This window comes from Agrobacterium sp. NPDC058088 (genome assembly GCF_042885035.1).
Lineage (GTDB): Bacteria > Pseudomonadota > Alphaproteobacteria > Rhizobiales > Rhizobiaceae > Agrobacterium.
Map to the genome: position 1 here is coordinate 659,657 of NZ_JBHVSU010000002.1, position 20,129 is coordinate 679,785.

General features: G+C 58.7%; 22 protein-coding genes. 8 read left to right on the plus strand and 14 right to left on the minus strand.

Annotated elements, in window-relative coordinates; translation table 11 throughout:
• Window positions 1-98 precede the first annotated feature (98 nt).
• Both ACFVTJ_RS08555 and ndk read left to right on the plus strand, forming a co-directional pair.
• The gene (locus tag ACFVTJ_RS08555) at window positions 99-794 is read left to right on the plus strand and encodes a glutathione S-transferase family protein (protein WP_386906365.1); all 696 of its coding nucleotides are present in this window, start codon (window positions 99-101) and stop codon (window positions 792-794) included.
• A gap of 103 nt (window positions 795-897) precedes the next feature.
• Complete coding sequence (gene ndk / locus ACFVTJ_RS08560) at window positions 898-1,320, plus strand: nucleoside-diphosphate kinase (protein WP_003502118.1); 423 nt, start codon at window positions 898-900, stop codon at window positions 1,318-1,320.
• A 123-nt stretch (window positions 1,321-1,443) separates the two neighbouring features.
• On the opposite strand, the gene ACFVTJ_RS08565 is transcribed toward ndk, so the two are convergent.
• Both ACFVTJ_RS08565 and ACFVTJ_RS08570 read right to left on the minus strand, forming a co-directional pair.
• The gene (locus ACFVTJ_RS08565; RefSeq protein ID WP_386906916.1) at window positions 1,444-1,917 is read right to left on the minus strand and encodes a hypothetical protein; all 474 of its coding nucleotides are present in this window, start codon (window positions 1,915-1,917) and stop codon (window positions 1,444-1,446) included.
• Between the two features lie 35 nt (window positions 1,918-1,952).
• Window positions 1,953-2,510, minus strand: coding sequence for a CGNR zinc finger domain-containing protein (locus ACFVTJ_RS08570; protein ID WP_386906368.1), 558 nt, complete (start codon window positions 2,508-2,510; stop codon window positions 1,953-1,955).
• Window positions 2,511-2,564: 54 nt separating this feature from the next.
• Between ACFVTJ_RS08570 and ACFVTJ_RS08575 the strand changes: the two genes are divergently transcribed.
• The gene (locus ACFVTJ_RS08575) at window positions 2,565-3,461 is read left to right on the plus strand and encodes a branched-chain amino acid ABC transporter permease (RefSeq protein ID WP_386906370.1); all 897 of its coding nucleotides are present in this window, start codon (window positions 2,565-2,567) and stop codon (window positions 3,459-3,461) included.
• 51 nt (window positions 3,462-3,512) lie between these two features.
• On the opposite strand, the gene ACFVTJ_RS08580 is transcribed toward ACFVTJ_RS08575, so the two are convergent.
• The 5 genes from ACFVTJ_RS08580 to ACFVTJ_RS08600 form a co-directional block, all read right to left on the minus strand.
• Complete coding sequence (locus ACFVTJ_RS08580; RefSeq protein WP_386906372.1) at window positions 3,513-3,980, minus strand: molybdenum cofactor biosynthesis protein MoaE; 468 nt, start codon at window positions 3,978-3,980, stop codon at window positions 3,513-3,515.
• A 4-nt stretch (window positions 3,981-3,984) separates the two neighbouring features.
• Entirely contained in the window at window positions 3,985-4,239 is a 255-nt protein-coding gene (gene moaD, locus ACFVTJ_RS08585) for a molybdopterin converting factor subunit 1 (RefSeq protein WP_386906374.1), read from the minus strand.
• On the minus strand, window positions 4,239-4,826 hold the full coding sequence (gene pgsA / locus ACFVTJ_RS08590) for a CDP-diacylglycerol--glycerol-3-phosphate 3-phosphatidyltransferase (protein WP_046798832.1): 588 nt from the start codon (window positions 4,824-4,826) through the stop codon (window positions 4,239-4,241). Before pgsA ends, moaD begins: the two co-directional genes overlap by 1 nt.
• A 103-nt stretch (window positions 4,827-4,929) precedes the next feature.
• The gene (gene uvrC, locus ACFVTJ_RS08595; RefSeq protein WP_386906375.1) at window positions 4,930-6,975 is read right to left on the minus strand and encodes an excinuclease ABC subunit UvrC; all 2,046 of its coding nucleotides are present in this window, start codon (window positions 6,973-6,975) and stop codon (window positions 4,930-4,932) included.
• Window positions 6,972-7,760: an SDR family oxidoreductase gene (locus tag ACFVTJ_RS08600; RefSeq protein ID WP_386906377.1), complete on the minus strand. Its 789-nt coding sequence runs from the start codon at window positions 7,758-7,760 to the stop codon at window positions 6,972-6,974. Before ACFVTJ_RS08600 ends, uvrC begins: the two co-directional genes overlap by 4 nt.
• Window positions 7,761-8,108: 348 nt before the next feature.
• Between ACFVTJ_RS08600 and ACFVTJ_RS08605 the strand changes: the two genes are divergently transcribed.
• Window positions 8,109-8,765, plus strand: a complete 657-nt coding sequence (locus ACFVTJ_RS08605; RefSeq protein ID WP_386906379.1) for an outer membrane protein — start codon at window positions 8,109-8,111, stop codon at window positions 8,763-8,765.
• A 116-nt stretch (window positions 8,766-8,881) separates the two neighbouring features.
• Here the strand turns inward: ACFVTJ_RS08605 and ACFVTJ_RS08610 are convergent, their stop codons facing one another.
• On the minus strand, window positions 8,882-9,478 hold the full coding sequence (locus tag ACFVTJ_RS08610) for a glutathione S-transferase (protein WP_386906381.1): 597 nt from the start codon (window positions 9,476-9,478) through the stop codon (window positions 8,882-8,884).
• Window positions 9,479-9,509: 31 nt separating this feature from the next.
• Window positions 9,510-10,268: a ribonuclease gene (locus tag ACFVTJ_RS08615; protein ID WP_386906383.1), complete on the minus strand. Its 759-nt coding sequence runs from the start codon at window positions 10,266-10,268 to the stop codon at window positions 9,510-9,512.
• Between the two features lie 198 nt (window positions 10,269-10,466).
• Between ACFVTJ_RS08615 and ACFVTJ_RS08620 the strand changes: the two genes are divergently transcribed.
• Window positions 10,467-11,414, plus strand: coding sequence for a lysylphosphatidylglycerol synthase domain-containing protein (locus ACFVTJ_RS08620; protein WP_386906385.1), 948 nt, complete (start codon window positions 10,467-10,469; stop codon window positions 11,412-11,414).
• Between the two features lie 4 nt (window positions 11,415-11,418).
• Here the strand turns inward: ACFVTJ_RS08620 and ACFVTJ_RS08625 are convergent, their stop codons facing one another.
• Window positions 11,419-12,282 (minus strand): 23S rRNA (adenine(2030)-N(6))-methyltransferase RlmJ, encoded by an 864-nt coding sequence (locus tag ACFVTJ_RS08625; RefSeq protein ID WP_386906387.1) that lies wholly within the window; start codon window positions 12,280-12,282, stop codon window positions 11,419-11,421.
• Between the two features lie 41 nt (window positions 12,283-12,323).
• Between ACFVTJ_RS08625 and ACFVTJ_RS08630 the strand changes: the two genes are divergently transcribed.
• Together ACFVTJ_RS08630 and ACFVTJ_RS08635 are read left to right on the plus strand one after the other, a co-directional pair.
• On the plus strand, window positions 12,324-14,546 hold the full coding sequence (locus tag ACFVTJ_RS08630) for a molybdopterin-dependent oxidoreductase (protein WP_386906388.1): 2,223 nt from the start codon (window positions 12,324-12,326) through the stop codon (window positions 14,544-14,546).
• A gap of 58 nt (window positions 14,547-14,604) precedes the next feature.
• Entirely contained in the window at window positions 14,605-15,231 is a 627-nt protein-coding gene (locus tag ACFVTJ_RS08635) for an NUDIX domain-containing protein (protein WP_386906389.1), read from the plus strand.
• 34 nt (window positions 15,232-15,265) lie between these two features.
• On the opposite strand, the gene ACFVTJ_RS08640 is transcribed toward ACFVTJ_RS08635, so the two are convergent.
• The 4 genes from ACFVTJ_RS08640 to purM form a co-directional block, all read right to left on the minus strand.
• Window positions 15,266-15,649 (minus strand): hypothetical protein, encoded by a 384-nt coding sequence (locus ACFVTJ_RS08640; protein WP_386906391.1) that lies wholly within the window; start codon window positions 15,647-15,649, stop codon window positions 15,266-15,268.
• Window positions 15,650-15,872: 223 nt separating this feature from the next.
• Window positions 15,873-16,808 carry an omptin family outer membrane protease gene (locus tag ACFVTJ_RS08645; RefSeq protein ID WP_386906393.1) on the minus strand — a complete coding sequence of 312 codons (936 nt, stop codon included), beginning with the start codon at window positions 16,806-16,808 and terminating at the stop codon, window positions 15,873-15,875.
• 133 nt (window positions 16,809-16,941) lie between these two features.
• A complete protein-coding gene (gene purN, locus ACFVTJ_RS08650) occupies window positions 16,942-17,616 on the minus strand; it encodes a phosphoribosylglycinamide formyltransferase (protein WP_386906395.1) in 675 nt (224 codons plus the stop codon).
• Window positions 17,613-18,686, minus strand: coding sequence for a phosphoribosylformylglycinamidine cyclo-ligase (purM, locus tag ACFVTJ_RS08655; RefSeq protein WP_386906397.1), 1,074 nt, complete (start codon window positions 18,684-18,686; stop codon window positions 17,613-17,615). Before purM ends, purN begins: the two co-directional genes overlap by 4 nt.
• A 284-nt stretch (window positions 18,687-18,970) precedes the next feature.
• Between purM and ACFVTJ_RS08660 the strand changes: the two genes are divergently transcribed.
• Complete coding sequence (locus ACFVTJ_RS08660) at window positions 18,971-20,128, plus strand: AI-2E family transporter (RefSeq protein ID WP_386906399.1); 1,158 nt, start codon at window positions 18,971-18,973, stop codon at window positions 20,126-20,128.
• The last annotated feature ends 1 nt before the right edge of the window (window position 20,129 follow it).

Here is a 20,129-nt window from a genome sequence, read left to right on the forward strand (position 1 = left end):
AATGCGTTTGCTGATCGATCGTATGACAAATCCTGATTTGATTTCATCGCCGCGCCGTTCTTATATCGCTTCATCGATATTGCAGAAGAGGGCAGCCCATGACGACTTCCAGAACGCTTTACTCGTTGTGCGGAAGCGATATTTCCCGACCGTTTTCTCCCCATTGCTGGAAAACCGTGCTGTCGCTGGCCCATAAGGGGCTGGATTTCGAGGAACGTCCCTTGCCTTTCACGGTTGTCCCGACGGTGGAAGATGGGTTTTCGAAGACCGTGCCGATCCTGCGCGATGGCGACCAGCTGGTGAGCGACAGTTTCGAAATCGCGCTTTATCTTGACGAGGCTTACCCGGAACGGCCGTCGCTGTTTGACGGGGAGGGAGGCAGGGCGATGGCCCGTTTTGTCGAAAGTTGGTCGCAGACGGTGCTTCACCCGGCCATCACCCGTATCGCCGTGCTCGATATCCACAATATGCTCGACGAGCCGGACCGCGTTTATTTCCGCGACAGCAGGACAAAGGCGCTCGGCCGGCCGCTGGAAGATGTGGTGGCCAACCGCGAGGCGGAAATCGCTGCCTTTCCCGCATTGTTGGCGCCGATCCGCCGTATGTTGAGTTTCCAACCTTTCATTGGCGGCACGTCGCCGCTGTTTGCGGACTATATCGTATTCGGCGCACTGCAATGGGCGCGCATCACCACCGGGGCGGATCTGTTTGCGGATAACGACCCGGTCCGAGACTGGTTCGAAGGCTGTCTCGATCTCTACGATGCAAGGGGCCGCAGTGTGACAGCGGCGTGAAATGTCTGCCGTCATCGTCGCAATCTCGTTGATCCCCCTTGTTTTCGGGCTTTTGGGCGGGTAAAGACCGCCCACTTTCTCTGAAGGAAAAGGAAACGGACACATGGCGATTGAACGCACATTTTCGATGATCAAGCCGGACGCAACCAAGCGTAACCTCACAGGCGCGATCACCAAGGTATTTGAAGACAACGGTCTGCGCATCGTCGCCTCCAAGCGCGTCTGGATGAGCAAGCGCGAAGCAGAAGGCTTCTACGCCGTTCACAAAGAGCGCCCCTTCTTCGGTGAACTGGTTGAAGGCATGACTTCCGGCCCGACCATCGTTCAGGTTCTGGAAGGCGAGAACGCCATCCTCAAGAACCGCGAAATCATGGGCGCTACCAACCCGGCCCAGGCCGCTGAAGGTACCATCCGCAAGTCCTTCGCGCTCTCCATCGGCGAAAACTCCGTTCACGGTTCCGACGCTCCGGAAACCGCTGCACAGGAAATCGCCTACTGGTTCGCCGAAACCGAAATCGTCGGCTGATTTAAAATCTCAACGGCTTGAATCGCCCTCTCAGGCGATTGGGTGAAGCTGCTGAAAAGAATCGAGAAAACGGAGCCGAAAGGCTCCGTTTTTTTTTGACAGGCGAGAAGGTTACCTCGCTCTCTACGACGCCGGGCACCCCTGAACCGGCCGCATATCCGTCGAACCGTCAGCCTTGAACACCTCCGGATTGGGCGTGTAGAGCGGGCCGACGACCAGCGGCTTGGCGGGGAGAGCCGACTGGTCGGTATCGGAGCGGATAGTGGTCTCGATCGTCTGCAGAGTATCGCCATCCGGCCCTTTGATCTGGACGGTGACCCTGTAGGGCCGGTCCTGCTTCACGCATTCGACCGGCGGGCTCTGAACGGTGATCTTTTCGTCCTTCGGAAAAATCCTCTCCCGGGTGACGAGGTCAGGCCCTCCGCGCGGGTTTTCGAAAGCCGCTTCCACACTGCTGCCATCGCGGATAGGGGCAATACGCTGAAGCGTCACCAGATAAGTGGCGACGGCGACGCGGTAATTGAAGACGAACATGCGTCCGGAAAGCTTTGCCACTTCACGTGGTTCATCGCGCTGGCAACCGGAAAGCGAAAGCATTGCCGCAATCGCCAGCAGCAGGGGCAGGGCAATTCTCACGGCTGCGCCTCCTTCTTGCGGTGATAATGCCGGCTGGCTTTTTGCCGGTTACCGCACACCGCCATGTCACACCAGATACGGCTTCTGTTCTTGCTGCGGTCGATGAACAGCCAGCCGCAATTGCCGCAGATCCGCAGCCGTTGCCGCGTCTCGCCGGCGAGCAGCGACAGGGCGGAATGAACGGTGGCGTTGGCGAGACTTTCTGAGGTTGGAAATGTCCGCAGCGCCGTGCCGCCGACAGAGAGAAAGCGGGCCAGCTTGCCATCATCGACAGCCCCTCCGGAGACAGCCGAACGGAAGTGATCGTCGATCGCCTCGCGAAGTTCGAGGAAAATGGGCCGTTTGTCCGCTTCCGGCGCGATGAGGGCGGGGAACCTGTCACGCTCCATACCAAGCCGTGTCGCTGCTTCGGCGAAGGTGACGATCTGTTCCGGCACGGCAAAGCGGTCGAGTGTTCTTGCCGCGTCCGAGCGCAGGATCACGCTATTGGCGACATCAAGTGCCAATGCTCCCCCTGCGAAACGATGTTCTGTCCAGCGAAATGTCATGCACATATTATAACTGGTAAAGAGCTTTTTAACAGTTATAATTCCGGCGGGAGGACGGGCTTGGCTTATTTCCTGCAACAATTGCTGAATGCCGTGCCGGTCGCAGCCCTCTATGCGGTTCTGGCCTTCGGCTACGCCATCGCCTTTTCGGTCACGAAACGGGCCGATGTGACCTATGGCGCGATATTCGCTTTTGCCGGCCAGACATGCCTGCTTTTCGCTGATTTCGGCTGGAACCGGCTGTGGCTGGTTCTACCGGCAACATTGGCGTTGGGGGCAGGGGCCGGCCTGTTCGGCGGGCTTTGGGCCGCGGGTTTCATCGGTAGGGCGGTCATGCGGCCGCTGGCAAAGGCCTCTCCCAACGCGGTGACCGTGGCCTCCATCGGCGTGCTGATTGCGCTCACGGAAAGCGCAAGGCTCGCCGCCGATACAAGGCAATTGTGGCTGCCGCCGCTTTTATCGCAGCCGGTACGTTTCTGGGTCGAAGGCGGCTTTGCCGTCACCCTGACACCCATTCAGATGCTGAATACGGCCCTCTTCTGCCTGCTCATTCTCACAGGTTCGCTTTATCTCGGCCATTCCGCTTTCGGCAGGCGCTGGAAGGCCGTGTCGGACGATGCCTTGGCCGCCTCGCTCCTGGGGGTGAACGCGGGCAGGATATTTCTGCTGTCCTATTGCGCGGCGGGTTTCGTGGCAGCCATTGCCGGCGTGCTCGCCACGTTTTATTACGGCACCATGGATTTTGGTGCCGGTCTCGTTTTCGGCCTGAAAGTCGTGCTGATCTCGGCGGCGGGCGGATATGCCAGCCCGCTCATCTGCGGCCTGGGGGCGGCAGCCATTGGTTTTGCGGAAACATTCTGGGTCGGTTACGGCCCCGCCGCCTGGCGGGATGCGGCGGTTCTGGCCTTGCTGGTCGGCTGGCTGATCGTCCTGCGCAGCCGGGTCGAAGCAGCCTAGGGGAAAAGTGGGCCCCGGTTTTCCGGCCGGAAATGCGAGAAGACAAAAGCGCTATCGCCACTTGTCCTTGGCCGTATCGTCGGTCGCCTTCGCAGCCACCCAGTCGCCCGTCGCGCCATCCCTGCCATGTTCCTTTTTCCAGAACGGTGCTGACGTCTTGAGATAGTCCATCACGAAATTGGCGCCATCGAAGGCGGCCTGTCGATGAGATGAGGCGGCGATGACGAGGACGATGTTTTCGCCGGTGGCAATCTTGCCGTGGCGGTGGATGGCGGTGAGGCCAAGCAGGCCGAAGCGCTCCATCGCAAGTTTGGCAATGCGGGTGATTTCCGCTTCCGCCATGCCGGGATAATGTTCGAGTTCCAGTGCGGCCAGCGTACCGCCATCGTCGCGGCATAGCCCGGTGAAGGCCACGACGGCGCCGATGCTTTTGTCGCCCTGCGTTAACAGGCGTGTTTCATCGGCAGCGTCGAAGTCTTCTGCCTGCACGCGCACAGTCGGTTCGACGACTTTCTGCATCCGCTCATCCCCCCGTCATGGGCGGAAAAATGCCGATCTCGCGCGCGCCGGCAATGCTCTCGTCATGCTCGACATGTTCCTGATTGACGGCCACCCTGATGACATCGGGGAATTCAAAGGCGGCCTCGTAATTTTCACCGAGGGTTGTGAGCCAGGCGATCAGCTCGCCCGCGGTGGTGACGGACGAGGGAATATCCAGCTCCTCTTCATCCGTGCCGATCTTCTCGCGAACCCAGGCGAAATAAACGATGCGTGTCATCAGTCTTCGTCCACGATGTGCTTGAGACCGGCCTTGAAGTAATCATAGCCGGTATACATGGTAAGTGCAGCCGCAAGCCAGAGAAGCGTAATGCCCATCTCAGTCGTATAGGGCAGGACTTTGTCACCCGCCGGACCTGCCAGCAAGAACGCAATGGCGACCATCTGGATCGTCGTCTTCCACTTGGCGATGCGTGTCACGGGAACGCTGACCTTCAGCGCTGCCAAATATTCACGCAGGCCGGAGACCAGAATTTCACGGCAGAGTATGGTGATGGCGGCCCACAGCGACCAGCCCGCAATAGTGCCATCCGCCGCCATCAGAAGCAGCACGGAGGCGACCAGCAGCTTGTCGGCGATCGGGTCCAGCATGCGGCCGATATTGGACGTCTGATTCCATATGCGGGCCAGATAACCATCGAGGAAATCGGTCAGCGAGGCGATGATGAATAGCCACAGCGCCGTCCAGCGCGCGAAGTCAGAGCTCTCCAGCTTGCCCTCGATGAAGAAGCACAAAACGATGACAGGAACCGCGAGAATGCGACCGTAGGTCAGGAGGTTGGGGATGCTGTATGCGCGCGAAGCCATGGGAAACCTGTCAGTCTGAGATCAGCTGTCTTGATGCCGCCGCCAGGGCATAGCGTCAACACGTGATTATGTTTTTTTAGCAGTTCGGTCCCACCGTTCTGCGTCAATCGCCGCCGCTCTCGTGGAAGTGATTGTAAATTTGTCGCGCCACCGTCTCCGAAATGCCGGTAACAGCCATCAGATCGTTGAGGCCGGCGCGGGAAACCGCCTTTGCCGTGCCGAAATGCTGCAGCAGGGAGCGCTTCCGTCCCGGACCGATTCCCGAAATTTCATCCAGCGGATTGCGCACCATTTCCTTCTTGCGCCGTGCCCGGTGCGAGCCGATGGCGAAGCGATGGGCCTCGTCACGCATACGCTGGATGAAATAAAGCACGGGGTCACGCGGTGGCAGCGAGAAATCGGCGCGCCCATCGGCAAAGAACCGCTCTCGGCCCGCCTCGCGGTCGACACCCTTCGCCACGCCGATCGCGGTCACGCAGTCACGAATGCCGAGTTCGTCGAGAATGGCGCGCACCGCGGTCATCTGACCTTGACCGCCGTCGATCAGGATCACGTCCGGCCAGGCGGGGAAGGGCATATCAGCGGCTTCTTCCGGGGTCGGTACGCGGTCGCGATCCGGCTTGCCTTCTTCTTTCAGCAGGCGCGAGAAGCGGCGGGTCATCACCTCGCGCATCATGCCGAAGTCGTCGCCCGGCGTGATGTCGGTCGATTTGATGTTGAACTTGCGGTACTGGTTCTTCACGAACCCTTCCGGGCCCGCCACCACCATGCCGCCCACGGCATTGGTGCCCATGATGTGGGAGTTATCGTAAATCTCGATGCGGCGCGGCACATAGGGAAGATTGAACGTCTCCGCCATGCCTTTCAGCAGCCGCGCCTGAGACGAGGTTTCCGCCAGCTTGCGGCCATGCGCCTCGCGGGCATTGGCCAGAACATGGTCGGTAATGTCCTTCTTCTCGCCGCGCTGGGGCACATTGATCGTCACCTTGTGCCCGGCTTTTTCACCGAGGGCAGCCGCCAGGAGTTCCTGTTCTTCGACCGCTTCGGAGAGCAGGATTTGCTTCGGCACCGGCTTGTCGTCGTAGAACTGCGCGAGAAACGCGTTGAGGATTTCCGAGCCGGGCAGGGAGGGATCGGCCTTCGGGAAATAGGCGCGATTGCCCCAGTTCTGCCCGGTGCGGAAAAAGAACACCTGAATGCAGGAAATGCCGCCTTCATGATGAATGGCGAAGACATCCGCTTCTTCGATGCCGGCGGGATTGATGCCCTGATGGCTCTGGACATGCGAAAGTGCAGCCAGCCGGTCGCGATAGATCGCGGCGCGCTCGAAATCCAGTTCTTCGGAAGCCTCGTTCATCTGCCGCGCAATGGCGGTCTTGACGCTCTGGCTCTTGCCGGACAGGAAATCCTTGGCTTCCTTGACGAGTTCCGCATAGCCCTCGTCGCTCACCTCGTGCGTGCAGGGCCCGGAACAGCGCTTGATCTGGTAAAGAAGACAGGGGCGCGTGCGGGTTTCGAACACGCTGTCCGTACAGGTTCGAATGAGAAAGGCGCGCTGCAGCGAATTGATCGTGCGGCCGACAGCGCCGGCCGACGCGAAGGGACCGAAATAGTCGCCCTTGCGAGCCCGCGCGCCGCGATGCTTGAAGATGGCCGGCGCGCGATTGTCGGCGGTGATGAGGATATAGGGAAACGACTTGTCATCACGCAAAAGCACATTAAAGCGCGGCCGCAAACGCTTGATGAGATTCGCTTCAAGCAGAAGCGCTTCCGTCTCCGTGCGGGTGGTGACGAATTCCATATGCGTGGTGAGACGCACCATCTGGGCAATGCGGTTGGAATGCACGCGGCCCTGCGCGTAATTGCCGACGCGCTTCTTTAACGAGCGCGCCTTGCCGACGTAAAGCACGTCGCCCGCCTCGTTGAACATGCGATAGACACCCGGTGAATTCGGCAGGTGCTTGACGAACTCCGCGATCAGATCCATGCCCTTCAGGCCGGATTCGTTTTTCCATCCCGCATTCCAGTCCATGCCAACGACGTCGCGCGAAACCTCGGCCGTTTCCGTTGCGGCAAGGCTTGCATCGTCGTCGTCGTCATCGGTGTCATCGAAGAGAATACCGCCATCAGGCAGCTTCTTTCCGTTCATTCATTTATCTCCGCCACGTCAGGGGTTTCCCAGCCGAGGTGCTGGCCGCCGTCGAGCGCGATCATTTGTCCGGTGACCGACGGCGTGTCGTAAAGAAAGCGAATCGTCCGCCCGAATTCATCCGGCGCAGGACCACGCTTTAATATAAGGCCGTCGATTTGTGCCTGAAAGTCCTCGGGCGCCTGTCTTTCGTTTTTGAAGGTCGGTCCAGGGCCAATGGCATTAACTCGTACTCGTGGCGCGAAGCTCTGCGCCATGGTTTGAGTCGCCGTCCAGAGCGCCGATTTCGAAAGCGTATAGGAATAAAAACGCGGGTTAAGCGCGAGCACGCGCTGGTCGATGATATTGACGATCAGCCCGGATTGGTCCGAGGGCAGTTGCTCGACAAAGGCGGCAGCGATGAGGGAAGGGGCTCGCACATGAACTGCAAAATGTGCATCGAAAATTTCGGGGTCGGGCGTTTCCGCCGAATCCTTCAGAAAAACCGAGGCGTTGTTGACCACGACTCCAATCGGCCCGAGGGCTGAAGCGGCCTTTTCGACAAGCGCCATTGTTGACGCCGATTGTGTGAGGTCCGCCTGAACGGCTGCGGCCCTGCCACCTTTCTGCCTTATTTCGTTAGCGAATTCCTCCGCCTGGGCCATGGATTCATTGGCATGCACCGCAATCGCAAAGCCGTGCGCGGCAAGATCGGTGGCGATTGCCCGGCCAAGCCTGCGGGCGGCTCCTGTTATCAAGACGGTCTTTTGTATATTTTCTCTCACGGCGGACCTGCATTTGCTCATATATTCCCTATGTGCTGGATATAGATGCAAATCGCAAGCTGTCACGCAGCCCCAAAAGAATTGGGCGATTTTTTATTCGCAATGTAATTTCGGTTTAATTTGAATATAACTAAGTTTAAAGTCGATATATTGCTGATTAGGCTTCTGTTAGGGTTAATAAAACCGTTGTGGCAATTAGGCAACGTCTAATTCTAGTCACGTCGCTGCCTCAAACAATTCACATTTTGGCTCTTTGATCTCCGCATTCTCCCATCAAATTCGGTTTCCAGAGGGGCGATTAACCCGACGAATTATGCCGCGTCTGAAAACAATGTTTTGAGTACAGAGCGGCCCTGAAAGGAGAATAACATGCGTATTTTCGTAGCAACCCTTATGGCTTCGACCATTGCAGCCGCCGGCTTTTCGGCTGCTCACGCCGCTGACGCCGTAAATGAAGTGCCGCAGGCACCGGTAGCCTACGACCAGCCCGCCGCGGTCAAGGATTGGTCCGGCGCCTACCTCGGTGGTACCGTCAACTATGACTGGGGCCGTTTCAGCTCCAGCGACAACGGTCGCGATGCCAAGGGCTTCGGCGGCGGTCTGTACGGCGGTTACAACATGCAGAACGGCCAGATCGTTTACGGTGGTGAAGCCGACATCAATCTCGGTGACGAGAAGGGTTCTGCCGGTACGGTTGCAGGTCGCGCCGTCGAAGGCAAGCAGGGCGTCAACGGCTCGCTGCGTGCCCGCGTCGGTTACGATATGAACCCGTTCCTGCTCTACGGCACGGCTGGTCTCGCAGTTTCCGACAACAAGGTGCGTGACGCGACCTCCAAGGACAGCGCCACCGCTCTCGGTTACACTGTTGGTGCCGGTGTAGAAGCCATGGTGACCGACAACATCACCGCTCGTCTGGAATATCGCTACAGCGACTACCAGAAGAAGGACTACAGCCTCGACTCCGGCGCCTTCTCGCGTGGTTACGACGATCACGCCGTCAAGGCCGGTATCGGCGTCAAGTTCTGATCCTTTTCGGATCGGTCAAAGAAAAGCCGGGGTCATGCCCCGGCTTTTTTGCTTTTGGGATTCGCCATCAGAAGTGATGCCCGACCGACTAAGCCGGGCATCCTGCTCGCCTGACGTCAGGCCGCAGCCTTCATTTCCGTATAGGCTTCGAAACGCTTGCCGAAGATTTCCGGCCAGCCTGCCAGCGCATCGCGTCCCTCCGCCCACTCGCCGGCAAAACGCAAGTCGAGATAACCGATCATCGCCGCAAGGGCGAAATGGCCGCCATGCAGTTTCTTGCCGGTTTTCGGCAGGTTGGCGTTGAGATGGTCGAGCCCGCGGACGACCTTGCTCCACTGCTTGTCGATCCAAGGCTGGTGGATTTTCTCTTCCGGGCGGAAACGCCGCTCGTAAACGATGGCGAGTAGGCAATCCATGATGCCGTCGCACAGAGCTTCCAGGATTTCCACTTCCGTGCGCTTGCCGTTCTTCTTGGGGTACAGCTTGCCGCCCGAAAGGCGGTCGAGATAATGCATGATTGCCACGCTGTCATAGACCGAGCCTCCATCGTCCAGCAGCAGAACCGGGATTTTGCCGAGCGGATTATTGTCCATCAGCGTGGCCGGTTCCGCATTGGTGTCGACGCGCACGGAGGCGACATCGATGTCGAGATGGCGTGCGGCCATGCGCACCTTGGCGGAGTAGGGGGAGGCGGGCGAATAAAGCAGTTCCATGGTGAAATCCTATGGGTTTGGTATCGGATGATCAGCGGATAGGGATGATTTCGGTTGAGCTCGCGCGGCAGCCCTTGCGGTCAAGCTCGGGGCAATCGCGGAATGTGAGATCCTTGTTGAGGCAGATGCGCACTTCCTCAAGACGGCTGCCGTCACAGCTGATCGAGACGCCGCGTTTCGACAGGCCCGGATTGGCGTCGGTGAAGGCGGTTTCGATGGCATCGGCGGAGAGCGTATTGGCCTGGGCGCCAGAGGAAATTTTCCCCGGCAACCTGATGGCCTGGAACGCCGCGCGTGTCGCCGCAAAATAGTCCTTCTGCGACAGGCCGGAGCAGGAGCCATGCTTGCGCCACTGGTGGCCGATCAGGCCCATGGACGGCATGATGTCGAACAGGCTGCGGCCGATCGCATCTGGAACCCGGTCCGGTTCACTGCTTCGGCAGAATTCCGGATAACCGTTTTCATTCTGCGGCCACAGACCGTGCACCACGAAACCGTAACGCCTGTCGCCACCGCATTGCTGGCGGTTGCCGGAACCTTCGGAGCTTGCGCAGAAGGCCGGTGACCATGACAGCGACAGCACGTAGAAATCGAAACCGGCGCCACGAGGGGCTGATGTGCTATCCGAATTCTGACGGGCTCTATTCTGTTGCGGCAGTTCGGCGGGTTGCTGCTGACCGGTCGTCTGCCGGTCGTTCACCGGTCCTCTTGTGGCGGGTTTTTCCTGTGCAAACCACAGCGCTGCAAGCGACAGAAGACCCAAGGCGATGAAACCCGCATAACGTTTCATTCCGTGCATGTTCCCCGGAAAATGGACCAGCTCACATCGCCATCGGGCGACGATCCGGTCTTACATAAATTTGTGAACGAGGCAAACGGGCAAAAAGGTTGAAAGCTTCGCCGCATAACGAATAGAGTCGACCGAATCTTCCGCGAAAGACGGAAGAGGGGATAGGGCCAGGCTGGAGGAAATAGGCGGCATGACCGCATGAAATTCAAAAAATACATCTGGCCCGTCGTCGGTTTCGCGACGATCGGCTTTTCCGCCTGGTTGCTCTTCCACGAATTGCGTGGCCTGTCGCTTGATGATCTCTGGGACAGCCTGAAAGCCATTCGCGTGCGGGACTGGCTGTGTTCGGGCCTTGCAACCCTGCTGGCCTATGCAGCACTTGCCGGTTACGACCGCATCGCGCTGCAGCATCTTGGCCGCAAGGTGAACTGGTTCTTCATCACACTCACCTCTTTCACCACCTATGCGCTGTCCCACAATGTCGGGGCATCCGTATTTTCGGGTGCCGTGGTGCGATACCGGGCCTATACCTCCAAGGGGCTGAGTGTTGCGGAAGTGGGCATCCTTGTCGGCCTCTGCTCCTTCACATTCCTTATCGGCACGATCATGCTGATCGGCCTGGTGCTATTATACGAGCCTGACATCACCGAACGATTCACCGGCATCCTGCCCGTCGAAGCCTCGACGACGACGGGCATCGTGCTGCTTGTCTTCGTCAGCCTGTATGTCATCGGCAGCCTGCTGAGGCTGAAGCCGCTGAAAATCGGCTCCTTCGTGCTGCCATATCCCGTGCCGAAGCTGGTGGCGCAACAACTCGTCATCGGCCCGATCGAGCTGATCGGCGCGGCCGGCATCATCTATTTCGCTTTGCCGGAGGCCGGAAATCCCGGTTACATGATCATTCTCGGCATTTTTCTGGTGTCTTTTTCGGCCGCGCTCATCTCGCATGCGCCGGGCGGGCTCGGCGTGCTGGAACTGGTTTTCGTCACCGGACTGCCGGATATGAACCCCGCGGACGTCATCGCCGCACTTCTGGTGTTCCGCCTGTTCTACCTCATCATCCCCTTCATCATGGCGCTGTTCGTGATCCTGTTCTTCGAACGATCACAGCTGGCGGCGGCACAAAAAAGGGAAGGGCTGCGATAGCCCTTCAATCCTCCTCAGGCTTCTCCTCGCCGCGCAGCCAGAAGGCACGCTGGGAGGCGAACCTGTCCTGGGCAAGCGCCGTCTTGAGGTAGGGCAACAGCACATGCAGCTCCTCCTTCAACGTATAGGGCGGATTGACGATGATGAGTCCGGAACCGCTCAGGCCATCCAGCCTGTCGCTTCTGACGGAGAGTTCCGCGCACAGCATCTTCGGAATCTCGAAGGATTGCAGCCTCTCGTGGAAATCCTTGATCGGCGCGCCTTTCTTCAGCGGGTACCACAGGCAATAGGTGCCGGTGGAAAATCGGCGATAGGCCTTGTTCAAACCATCGGCCAGCCGCTGATATTCGTTCTCCAACTCAAACGGCGGATCAACGAGAACGAGACCGCGCTTTTCCTTGGGTGGCAGATGCGCGCCGAGTGACAGCCAGCCATCCAGTTCGGTGATGCGCACCTGATAATCACCCTCGAATAGCCGCGCCAGTGCGCGACTGTCATCCGGGTGCAGTTCCATGGCCGAAAGCCGGTCCTGCGGGCGAAACAGCATACGTGCGAGTTTCGGCGAACCGGGATAGAATTTCACGCCGCCTTCGGGATTGAGTTCCTTTACGGCGGCAAGATAGGGCTCCAGCAATTCGGCGATGGGCGCGGGCAGATCGCCTTCCATCAGCTTGCCGATGCCGGTCTGCCATTCGCCGGTCTTCTGCGCCTCTTCGGAGGTCAGGTCGTAAAGACCAATGCCGGCATGGGTATCCAGTACCCGGAATGCCTTGTCCTTGTTCTGCAGGTAGCGCACGAGGCGGGCAAGCACGGCATGTTTGAGGACATCCGCGAAATTGCCGGCGTGATAGATGTGGCGGTAGTTCATGGATGTGTCTCGCTTGCCGTTTACCCGGACGGATGGCCAGGATGAATATTCTTGATGGACGTCACTTCGGCCTTTTTGCCGCATCGTTGATGCAATATACAAAAGACATGAACGTTGCGACCCCGATTTCCGCTGAAAAAGCCGCCCCGAAGGCCGAAGTCCGTATCGGACACACGGTCTGTCCGCATGACTGTCCGAGCGCCTGCGCGCTGGAGGTCGATATCAATGCCGATGGCCGCATCGGCCGTGTGCGCGGCGCCAATGCCAATACATATACCGCCGGCGTCATCTGCGCCAAGGTGGCGCGGTATTCCGAGCGCATCTACCATCCCGGTCGTCTGCTGACCCCGAAGCGCCGCAAGGGCGCAAAGGGTGCCGGCGACTGGCAGGAAATCTCCTGGGAAGCGGCGCTGGACGAGGTCGCGGACGCTTTCGTAAAGGCGGAAGCCCGTCATGGTGCGGAGGCCATCTGGCCCTATTTTTACGCCGGCACGATGGGGCAGGTGCAGCGCGATTCCATCGAGCGGCTGCGCCACGCCAAGAAATATTCCGGCTTTTTCGGTTCGATCTGCACCAACATGGCCTGGACCGGCTATGTGATGGGCACGGGCGCCCTGCGTGGGCCGGATCCGCGCGAGATTGCCAAGGCCGATGTCGTCGTCATCTGGGGCACCAATGCGGTGGCCACGCAGGTCAATGTCATGACCCATGCGGTCAAGGCGCGCAAGGAACGCGGCGCGAAGATCGTCGTGGTCGACATCTACGACAATCCGACCATGAAACAGGCGGATATGCGCCTGGTCGTCCGCCCCGGAACTGATGCCGCACTGGCCTGCGCCGTCATGCACATCGCCTTCCGTGACGGTTATGCCGACCGCGATTACATGACGCGTTTCGCCGACGATCCAGCCGGGCTTGAAGCACATCTGAAGTCGAAGACGCCGCAATGGGCCTCCGAGATCACGGGTCTTTCGGTTGATGAGATCGAGGCTTTCGCGCGGCTTGTCGGCACGACGAAGAAGACATTTTTCCGTCTGGGGTATGGTTTTGCCCGCCAGCGCAATGGTGCGGTCGCCATGCATGCGGCGCTGTCTATAGCCACGGTTCTCGGCTCCTGGCAATATGAGGGCGGCGGCGCGTTCCACAACAATGGCGACATCTTCCGGCTGAACAAAGCGGAGCTGATGGGCAGTTCTTACGCCGACCCCGAGGTGCGCCAGCTCGACCAGTCGCAGATCGGCCGTGTGCTGACGGGGGACGCCGAGGCGCTGCGCCATGGCGGTCCGGTGACGGCGCTGCTCATCCAGAACACCAATCCCGTCAATGTCGCGCCAGAGCAGCGATTGGTGAAGCAGGGCTTCCTGCGCGATGATCTCTTTGTTGCGGTGCACGAGCAGTTCATGACGGAAACGGCCGACATGGCCGATATCGTGCTGCCCGCCACCATGTTCCTTGAACACGACGATCTCTACCGCGCCGGCGGTCAGAACCACATTCTGCTCGGGCCCAAACTGGTGGAGCCGCCGGAAACGGTGCGCACCAATCTCTTCGTCATCGAGGAGCTGGCGAAACGCCTCGGTATCGACCATATGCCGGGCTTTGGCCTTTCGGCCCGCGAGCATGTCGATCGTATGCTGAAAGTCAGCGGCTGGGGCGATTTCGAGAGCCTGGCGGAAGAGAAATGGATCGATGCGCAGCCACCCTTCGAGGTCGCGCATTATCTCGAGGGCTTTGGTTACGGCGACGGAAAGTTCCGCTTCAGTCCCGACTGGGCAACCGGGCCCTCTCCGAACAAGCCACCGAAGAACATCGGTGTCATGGGGCCGGTGTTGGAGTTTCCGAAATTCCCCGATCAGGTCGATGTCATCGAGGTTGCGGATGCGGACCATCCCTTCCGGCTGGCGACCTCACCGGCGCGCAACTTCCTGAACTCCACCTTCGCGGAAACCAAAACCTCCGTTCAGAAGGAAGGTCGCCCGGAATTGATGGTCTGCCCCGAGGATGCGGCCGCCAACGATATCACCGATGGCGATATCATTCGCATCGGCAATGGCCGCGGCGAAGTACGTCTCCATGCAAAAATCGTGGAAGGTGCAAGGCCGGGCGTGCTGATTGCTGAGGGGCTGTGGCCGAACAAGGCCCATCTGGACGGCGAGGGCATCAATGTTCTGACCGGCGCCGATGCCGTTGCCCCCTATGGCGGTGCGGCGTTCCATGACAACAAGGTGTGGCTCCGCCGCGATGACGCGACCGGCGAGGCTTGATATTGCACCGCAACACGGGCAGTCTGAAACAATCCCACGACAGGCAAGGACATATCCGGTGACACAGACGCAGGCGAAAGACGTACCGGCCGACATGGATGCCGGTAGAATCCGGCTGGTGGAAAAGGAAACGGTATGGAAGGGCTTCGTGCACATGCAGAAGCTCGTTTTCGATCAGCGCATGCCGGATGGCAGGACAATGCGCATCGTGCGGGAAGTGCATGACCACGGCAGCGCCGCCGCCATTCTTCTTTATGACGTTAAACGCGACAGCGTGGTGATGGTGCGCCAGTTCCGCCCCGCCGCTTTCGTGAACGGCGATCCGAGCTTCATGATCGAGGTGCCGGCGGGGCTTCTCGATGACGACGATGCCGCCGATGCCATTCGCCGCGAGGCGATGGAAGAATCCGGTTACGCTGTCGAAAAGGTCGAGTACCTCTTCGACATGTATGCAAGCCCCGGCACGCTGACGGAAAAGGTCAGCCTCTTCGTCGCCCGCATCGACCTCGACGTGCAAGCCGGCGATGGCGGCGGGCTCGAGGATGAAGGCGAGGATCTGGAGGTTCTGACCTATGGTCTCGACGAGGCCTTCGCGATGATCGCCTCAGGTGAAATCACGGATTCCAAGACGATCATATTGCTTCAATGGGCGATGTTGAACCGGGCTCGCTTAAAGACAGGCTGATCAGCGCCCTTTTATCTTAAGCAGACAGCTAGACCTATTTCACGCTGTAGATGTTATTGAGGCTACCGGATTTAGCATCCAGGAACTTCAGCTCAGTCGCACTTGCCACCACGACTTTGTTGCATTCCTTGAACTTCATCGACTTGAATTCAGAGCATAAGGTATCGCCCTTGAACGTCCAGCTGAAATCGCCAGAGGTTTTGCCTGCAATGGCAAACTTTCCCTGACCATTGGCGTCGTAAGTCGCTGTAAACGTCTCACCTTTTTTTGTCTTGGTCGTGAGATTTTTTCCAGCGGCAGCTGCGATAAACTCAGCTTTGGTGGCAAATTTCTCGGCTGCGTTTACCGGTGCCACCATCACAGCGGAGATTGCAAATGCCGTCGCGCAAAACGTGGAAATTATGTCAAAGTTTTTCATCTTAAATCACCTAAGTTTTTAGAATGAGAATGAAATTAATGCCAATTTGCGAAAAATAATGCGTAGAAACTATAAAGTAAGGCCGATGAAAATAATAAGTCAATCACTATGACTTCTGTGAGTTCCCAAGAGGAGGGGTATGCTTATTGCTTACCCCCTCTAGACGGCTTTTCCTTGCTGCGAACGCCGTATGCTTCGCTTCCACCTTAAAATCACCGCGTCCCTAGAAACGCCCTTTCACACCCATTCCCACGAAAATCGACTGCAAGTCACCGCCGCCGGCATTCTTTTCCGATGACAGGCTTCCGGCGCCTGCGCCGCTATAGTGGGTGTCTCCACGCCCGAGGCTGGTATAGTCATACGCGCCGTCGAGATAGATCGAAGCATTTTCGGTGAGGTCGTAGGCAACGCCTGCCTTCACGCCGAACATGCCCGCAACATCGAATTTGTCGGTGAAGCGCATGTCGCGGAGATGATGGTCGTCGGTTGCCTTGCCATAAACCATCGCGCCGCCTTCGAGGCCGGCATTCAGTGACCAGTTGCCGAACCTCTGGCCGCCGGTCAGGTTACCGTAGAAAACCGGGATTTGCTGACGGTAGGTGATGCCTTTGACGTCATCATTAAATCTGACGCTCACGTCTCGTGGTGAGAAAAGGCTGTAGACGCCTTTGCCGCCATAGGCAGACCATTGCACATCCGTGTAACGGAAGCCGACACCGGCGCTCAGATATTGCTGGGGATCGTCCAGCAACATGCGATTGAGTTCAAGACTTCCCGAGAAATAATGGTCGAGCCGGGTATCGTCGTGCTGGGAACGGTGGCTCCAATTGTCCTTGGAGCTATCCCTGGAAAAAGGCCATATCCAGTCGTAATCTGTCATATAGCCGTCGCCTTCGAAGCCGACGCGGCCTTCCGCCTTGACGCGCCAGCCGGGTGCAAGCTCAAGCCCGAGGGAGCCGCGTAACGCCATGGCGTTTTTCGTTTCCCATTCCAGTTCGCTCAGCTTTCTGCCGCCGATATGAACGGTTTCCGTCGCGCGGAGATTGAGAACGCCGGCATCCAATGAGGCTGTGATGCCGCTTTCTTCTGCGGCGAGCGGCAGGCTCGCGCCTATCAGTACAATTGCCGAAAGCGGCAGGGAAAATCTCGAAAATGGCATAATCGCTCCTGAATGACCGGAGGGCCTGACGTAGGGGCCGTTGCGGGCATTAAAGGTGATTATGGTAAATGATCGGTTTATTTTCCCGGAAATACCACCTCTGATTTATTTTTGTACTTTAGGAATAACTTTATCAGACAGCGGAAATCAGGCTTGAATACTCTGATTTACTTTCTTTGTCCGTGGAGATGGCTTTGCCGCCCTCCATCCGCACTTTGCCTTCCGCGAGCCGCTTCAACGTCAGCGGGTAAAGCTGGTGCTCGACGGTCAGAATGCGTGCCGCTAGCGTATCGGCCGTGTCGTCGGAAAGCACCGGGACCGCGCCCTGCGCGATGGTCGGGCCTTCATCCATGCCTTCGGTGACGAAATGCACGGTGCAGCCGGAAATCTTCATGCCGCTGTCGATGGCGCGCTGATGGGTGTGCAGGCCTGGAAAGAGCGGCAAGAGGGAAGGGTGGATATTGATAATCCGGCCTTCATAGGGAGCAATGAAATCCCCCGAGATCAGCCGCATGTAACCGGCCAGGCAGATGATATCAGGCGCGATCTCCCCAAGCGCGGCCAGAATGGCGCCTTCATGTTCGGCCTTGCTGCCATAGGTTTTGCGTTCGAAGACCAGCGTCGGGATACCCAGATCCCGCGCCTTCTCAAGGCCGCCCGCAGACGCCTTGTCAGAGATCACGCAGGCAATTTCAGCCGGAAAATCCTTCGCCTGACAGGCCTTGGCCAGCGACACCATGTTGGAGCCGCTGCCGGAGATGAAAACGACGACACGTTTACGGCCGGACGACAAGGCGGCGCTCATCATAGGCCGAGAGTGCCCTTGTAGATCGTGCCATGTGCTCCTTCTTCGCGGGCGACCATGCGGCCGAGCGGGAAGACGGTTTCGCCTTCGGCTGTGAGCACGTTCGTAACCTTTTCCGCATTTTCAGCCGAAACCACGACGATCATGCCGACGCCGCAATTGAAGGTGCGCAGCATTTCATTGGCTTCGACACCGCCGGTTTTCGCAAGCCAGGAGAAGACGGCCGGAACCTTGATTGCGGCAAGATCGATCTCGGCAGCGAGATGCTTGGGCAGAACGCGCGGAATATTCTCCGGGAAACCGCCGCCGGTAATGTGCGCCAGCGCCTTCAGTGCACCGGTTTCGCGGATCGCCTTCAGAAGCGGCTTCACATAGATGCGGGTCGGTGTCAGCAGCGCTTCGCCGAGCTTCTTGCCCTCGGCGAAGGGAGCGGCAGCGCTCCAGTCGAGGCCGGAGATCGATACGATCTTGCGCACCAGCGAAAAGCCGTTGGAGTGGACGCCGGAGGAGGACAGGCCGAGAATGACGTCGCCTTCGGCAATATCGCCGGCCGGCAGAAGCTGGCCGCGTTCGGCCGCACCCACGGCAAAACCGGCGAGATCGTAGTCGCCATCGGAGTACATGCCGGGCATTTCAGCGGTTTCGCCGCCGATCAGCGCACAACCGGATTCGCGGCAACCGGCGGCAATGCCGGAGACGATGGCAGCACCCTGGTCGGGATCGAGCTTGCCGGTGGCGAAATAATCGAGGAAGAACAGTGGCTCTGCGCCCTGAACGACGAGATCGTTGACGCACATGGCGACGAGGTCGATGCCGACGGTGTCGTGATAGTCAGCATCGATAGCGATCTTCAGCTTGGTGCCGACGCCGTCATTGGCGGCCACCAGAACCGGATCGGTAAAGCCTGCGGCCTTCAGATCGAACAGGCCGCCAAAGCCGCCGATTTCGCCATCCGCACCGGGACGTCGCGTCGAGCGCACCGCCGGTTTGATCTTCTCGACCATCAGGTTGCCGGCGTCGATATCCACACCCGCATCACTATAGGTAAGACCGTTCTTGCCCGACTGGCTCATGGCTCTCGTCTCCGCTGGTTCCTTTGGCGTCGCCATTCGCACGGGACGGGGCCTGATGCAAGGGTTTGAGTGGCAAAAGCTCCTGATTTTAACGGCTTTGGCGTTTGGCGGCGCCTGCTTCCGGCATCATTTGGCGCCATGCGGCGAAGGTAGGACTGAGTATTCCGCAATGGCGGCTTTTTCCGCGCCATCCAAGCCTTTGCCAATGCAGTCTTGACCATGTACCCACGCACATCCTATCTCCATGATGGGCGATGACGGCACGGCGACAGAAGGATGAACGGATGCAACCACATGTGAGCGGCACGAGCCTGCGCCGGCAGGTGTTTTTCTGGATCGGCGTGCTTGCCGTCTTTGTCGTTTTCCTGATGGTTTTCAGCTCCATCCTGCTGCCCTTCGTGGCGGGCATGGCGCTTGCCTATTTTCTCGATCCCGTGGCCGACTGGCTTGAGCGGCGGGGCTTGAGCCGGTTGATGGCGACCGTCGTCATCCTCGTTTCCTTCGTGCTGATCTTTGCGCTGTCGCTCATCATCATCATTCCGTTGATAGCCGCCCAGGCTTCGGAATTCATCACACGCATCCCGCAATATATCTCCTCGTTGCAGCAGCTGATCGCCGGCGCCGATACCAATCTTCTTCCCGATTGGGTGAGCAGCCAGATCAACTCGGTAAAGGAGAACTTTTCAAAGCTTCTGACGGAGGGGGCCGGTTTCATCGGCACGCTTCTGACGCAGATCTGGAATTCCGGCAAATCGCTTGTAGACGTCGTGTCGCTTCTGGTCGTCACGCCCGTTGTCGCTTTTTACCTGCTGCTGGACTGGGACCGGATGATTGACAAGGTCGATAGCTGGATTCCGCGTGACTATGTGCATACCGTGCGCCAGATCGCCCGCGACATGGACAAGACGATTGCCGGCTTCGTGCGCGGGCAGGGGTCGCTCTGCCTCATTCTCGGGGTCTATTATGCCGTCGGCCTGTCCTTGGTGGGCCTGAATTTCGGCCTGCTGATCGGCCTTTTCTCCGGCCTCATCAGCTTCGTTCCCTATATCGGCTCCATGGTCGGCCTCATACTCGCGGTCGGTGTGGCCATCGTGCAGTTCTGGCCGGACTATATCTATGTCTTCCTGACGCTCGTCGTGTTCTTTTCCGGCCAGTTCATCGAAGGCAACATCCTGCAGCCGAAGCTTGTCGGTAAAAGTGTTGGCCTGCATCCGGTCTGGTTGATGTTCGCGCTCTTCGCCTTCGGTGCGCTTTTCGGTTTTGTCGGGCTTCTGGTCGCCGTTCCCGCTGCCGCTGCTGTCGGCGTGCTTGTCCGCTTCGCTTTGTCGCGGTATCTTGAAAGCGATCTTTACCACGGGCACGCCGCCAATCTTCCATGGGACGCCAACCCCGCCGTGGAAGAAAGGGAAGCGCCCGCCGGCAAGATTGACTCTCAGAGCTGAC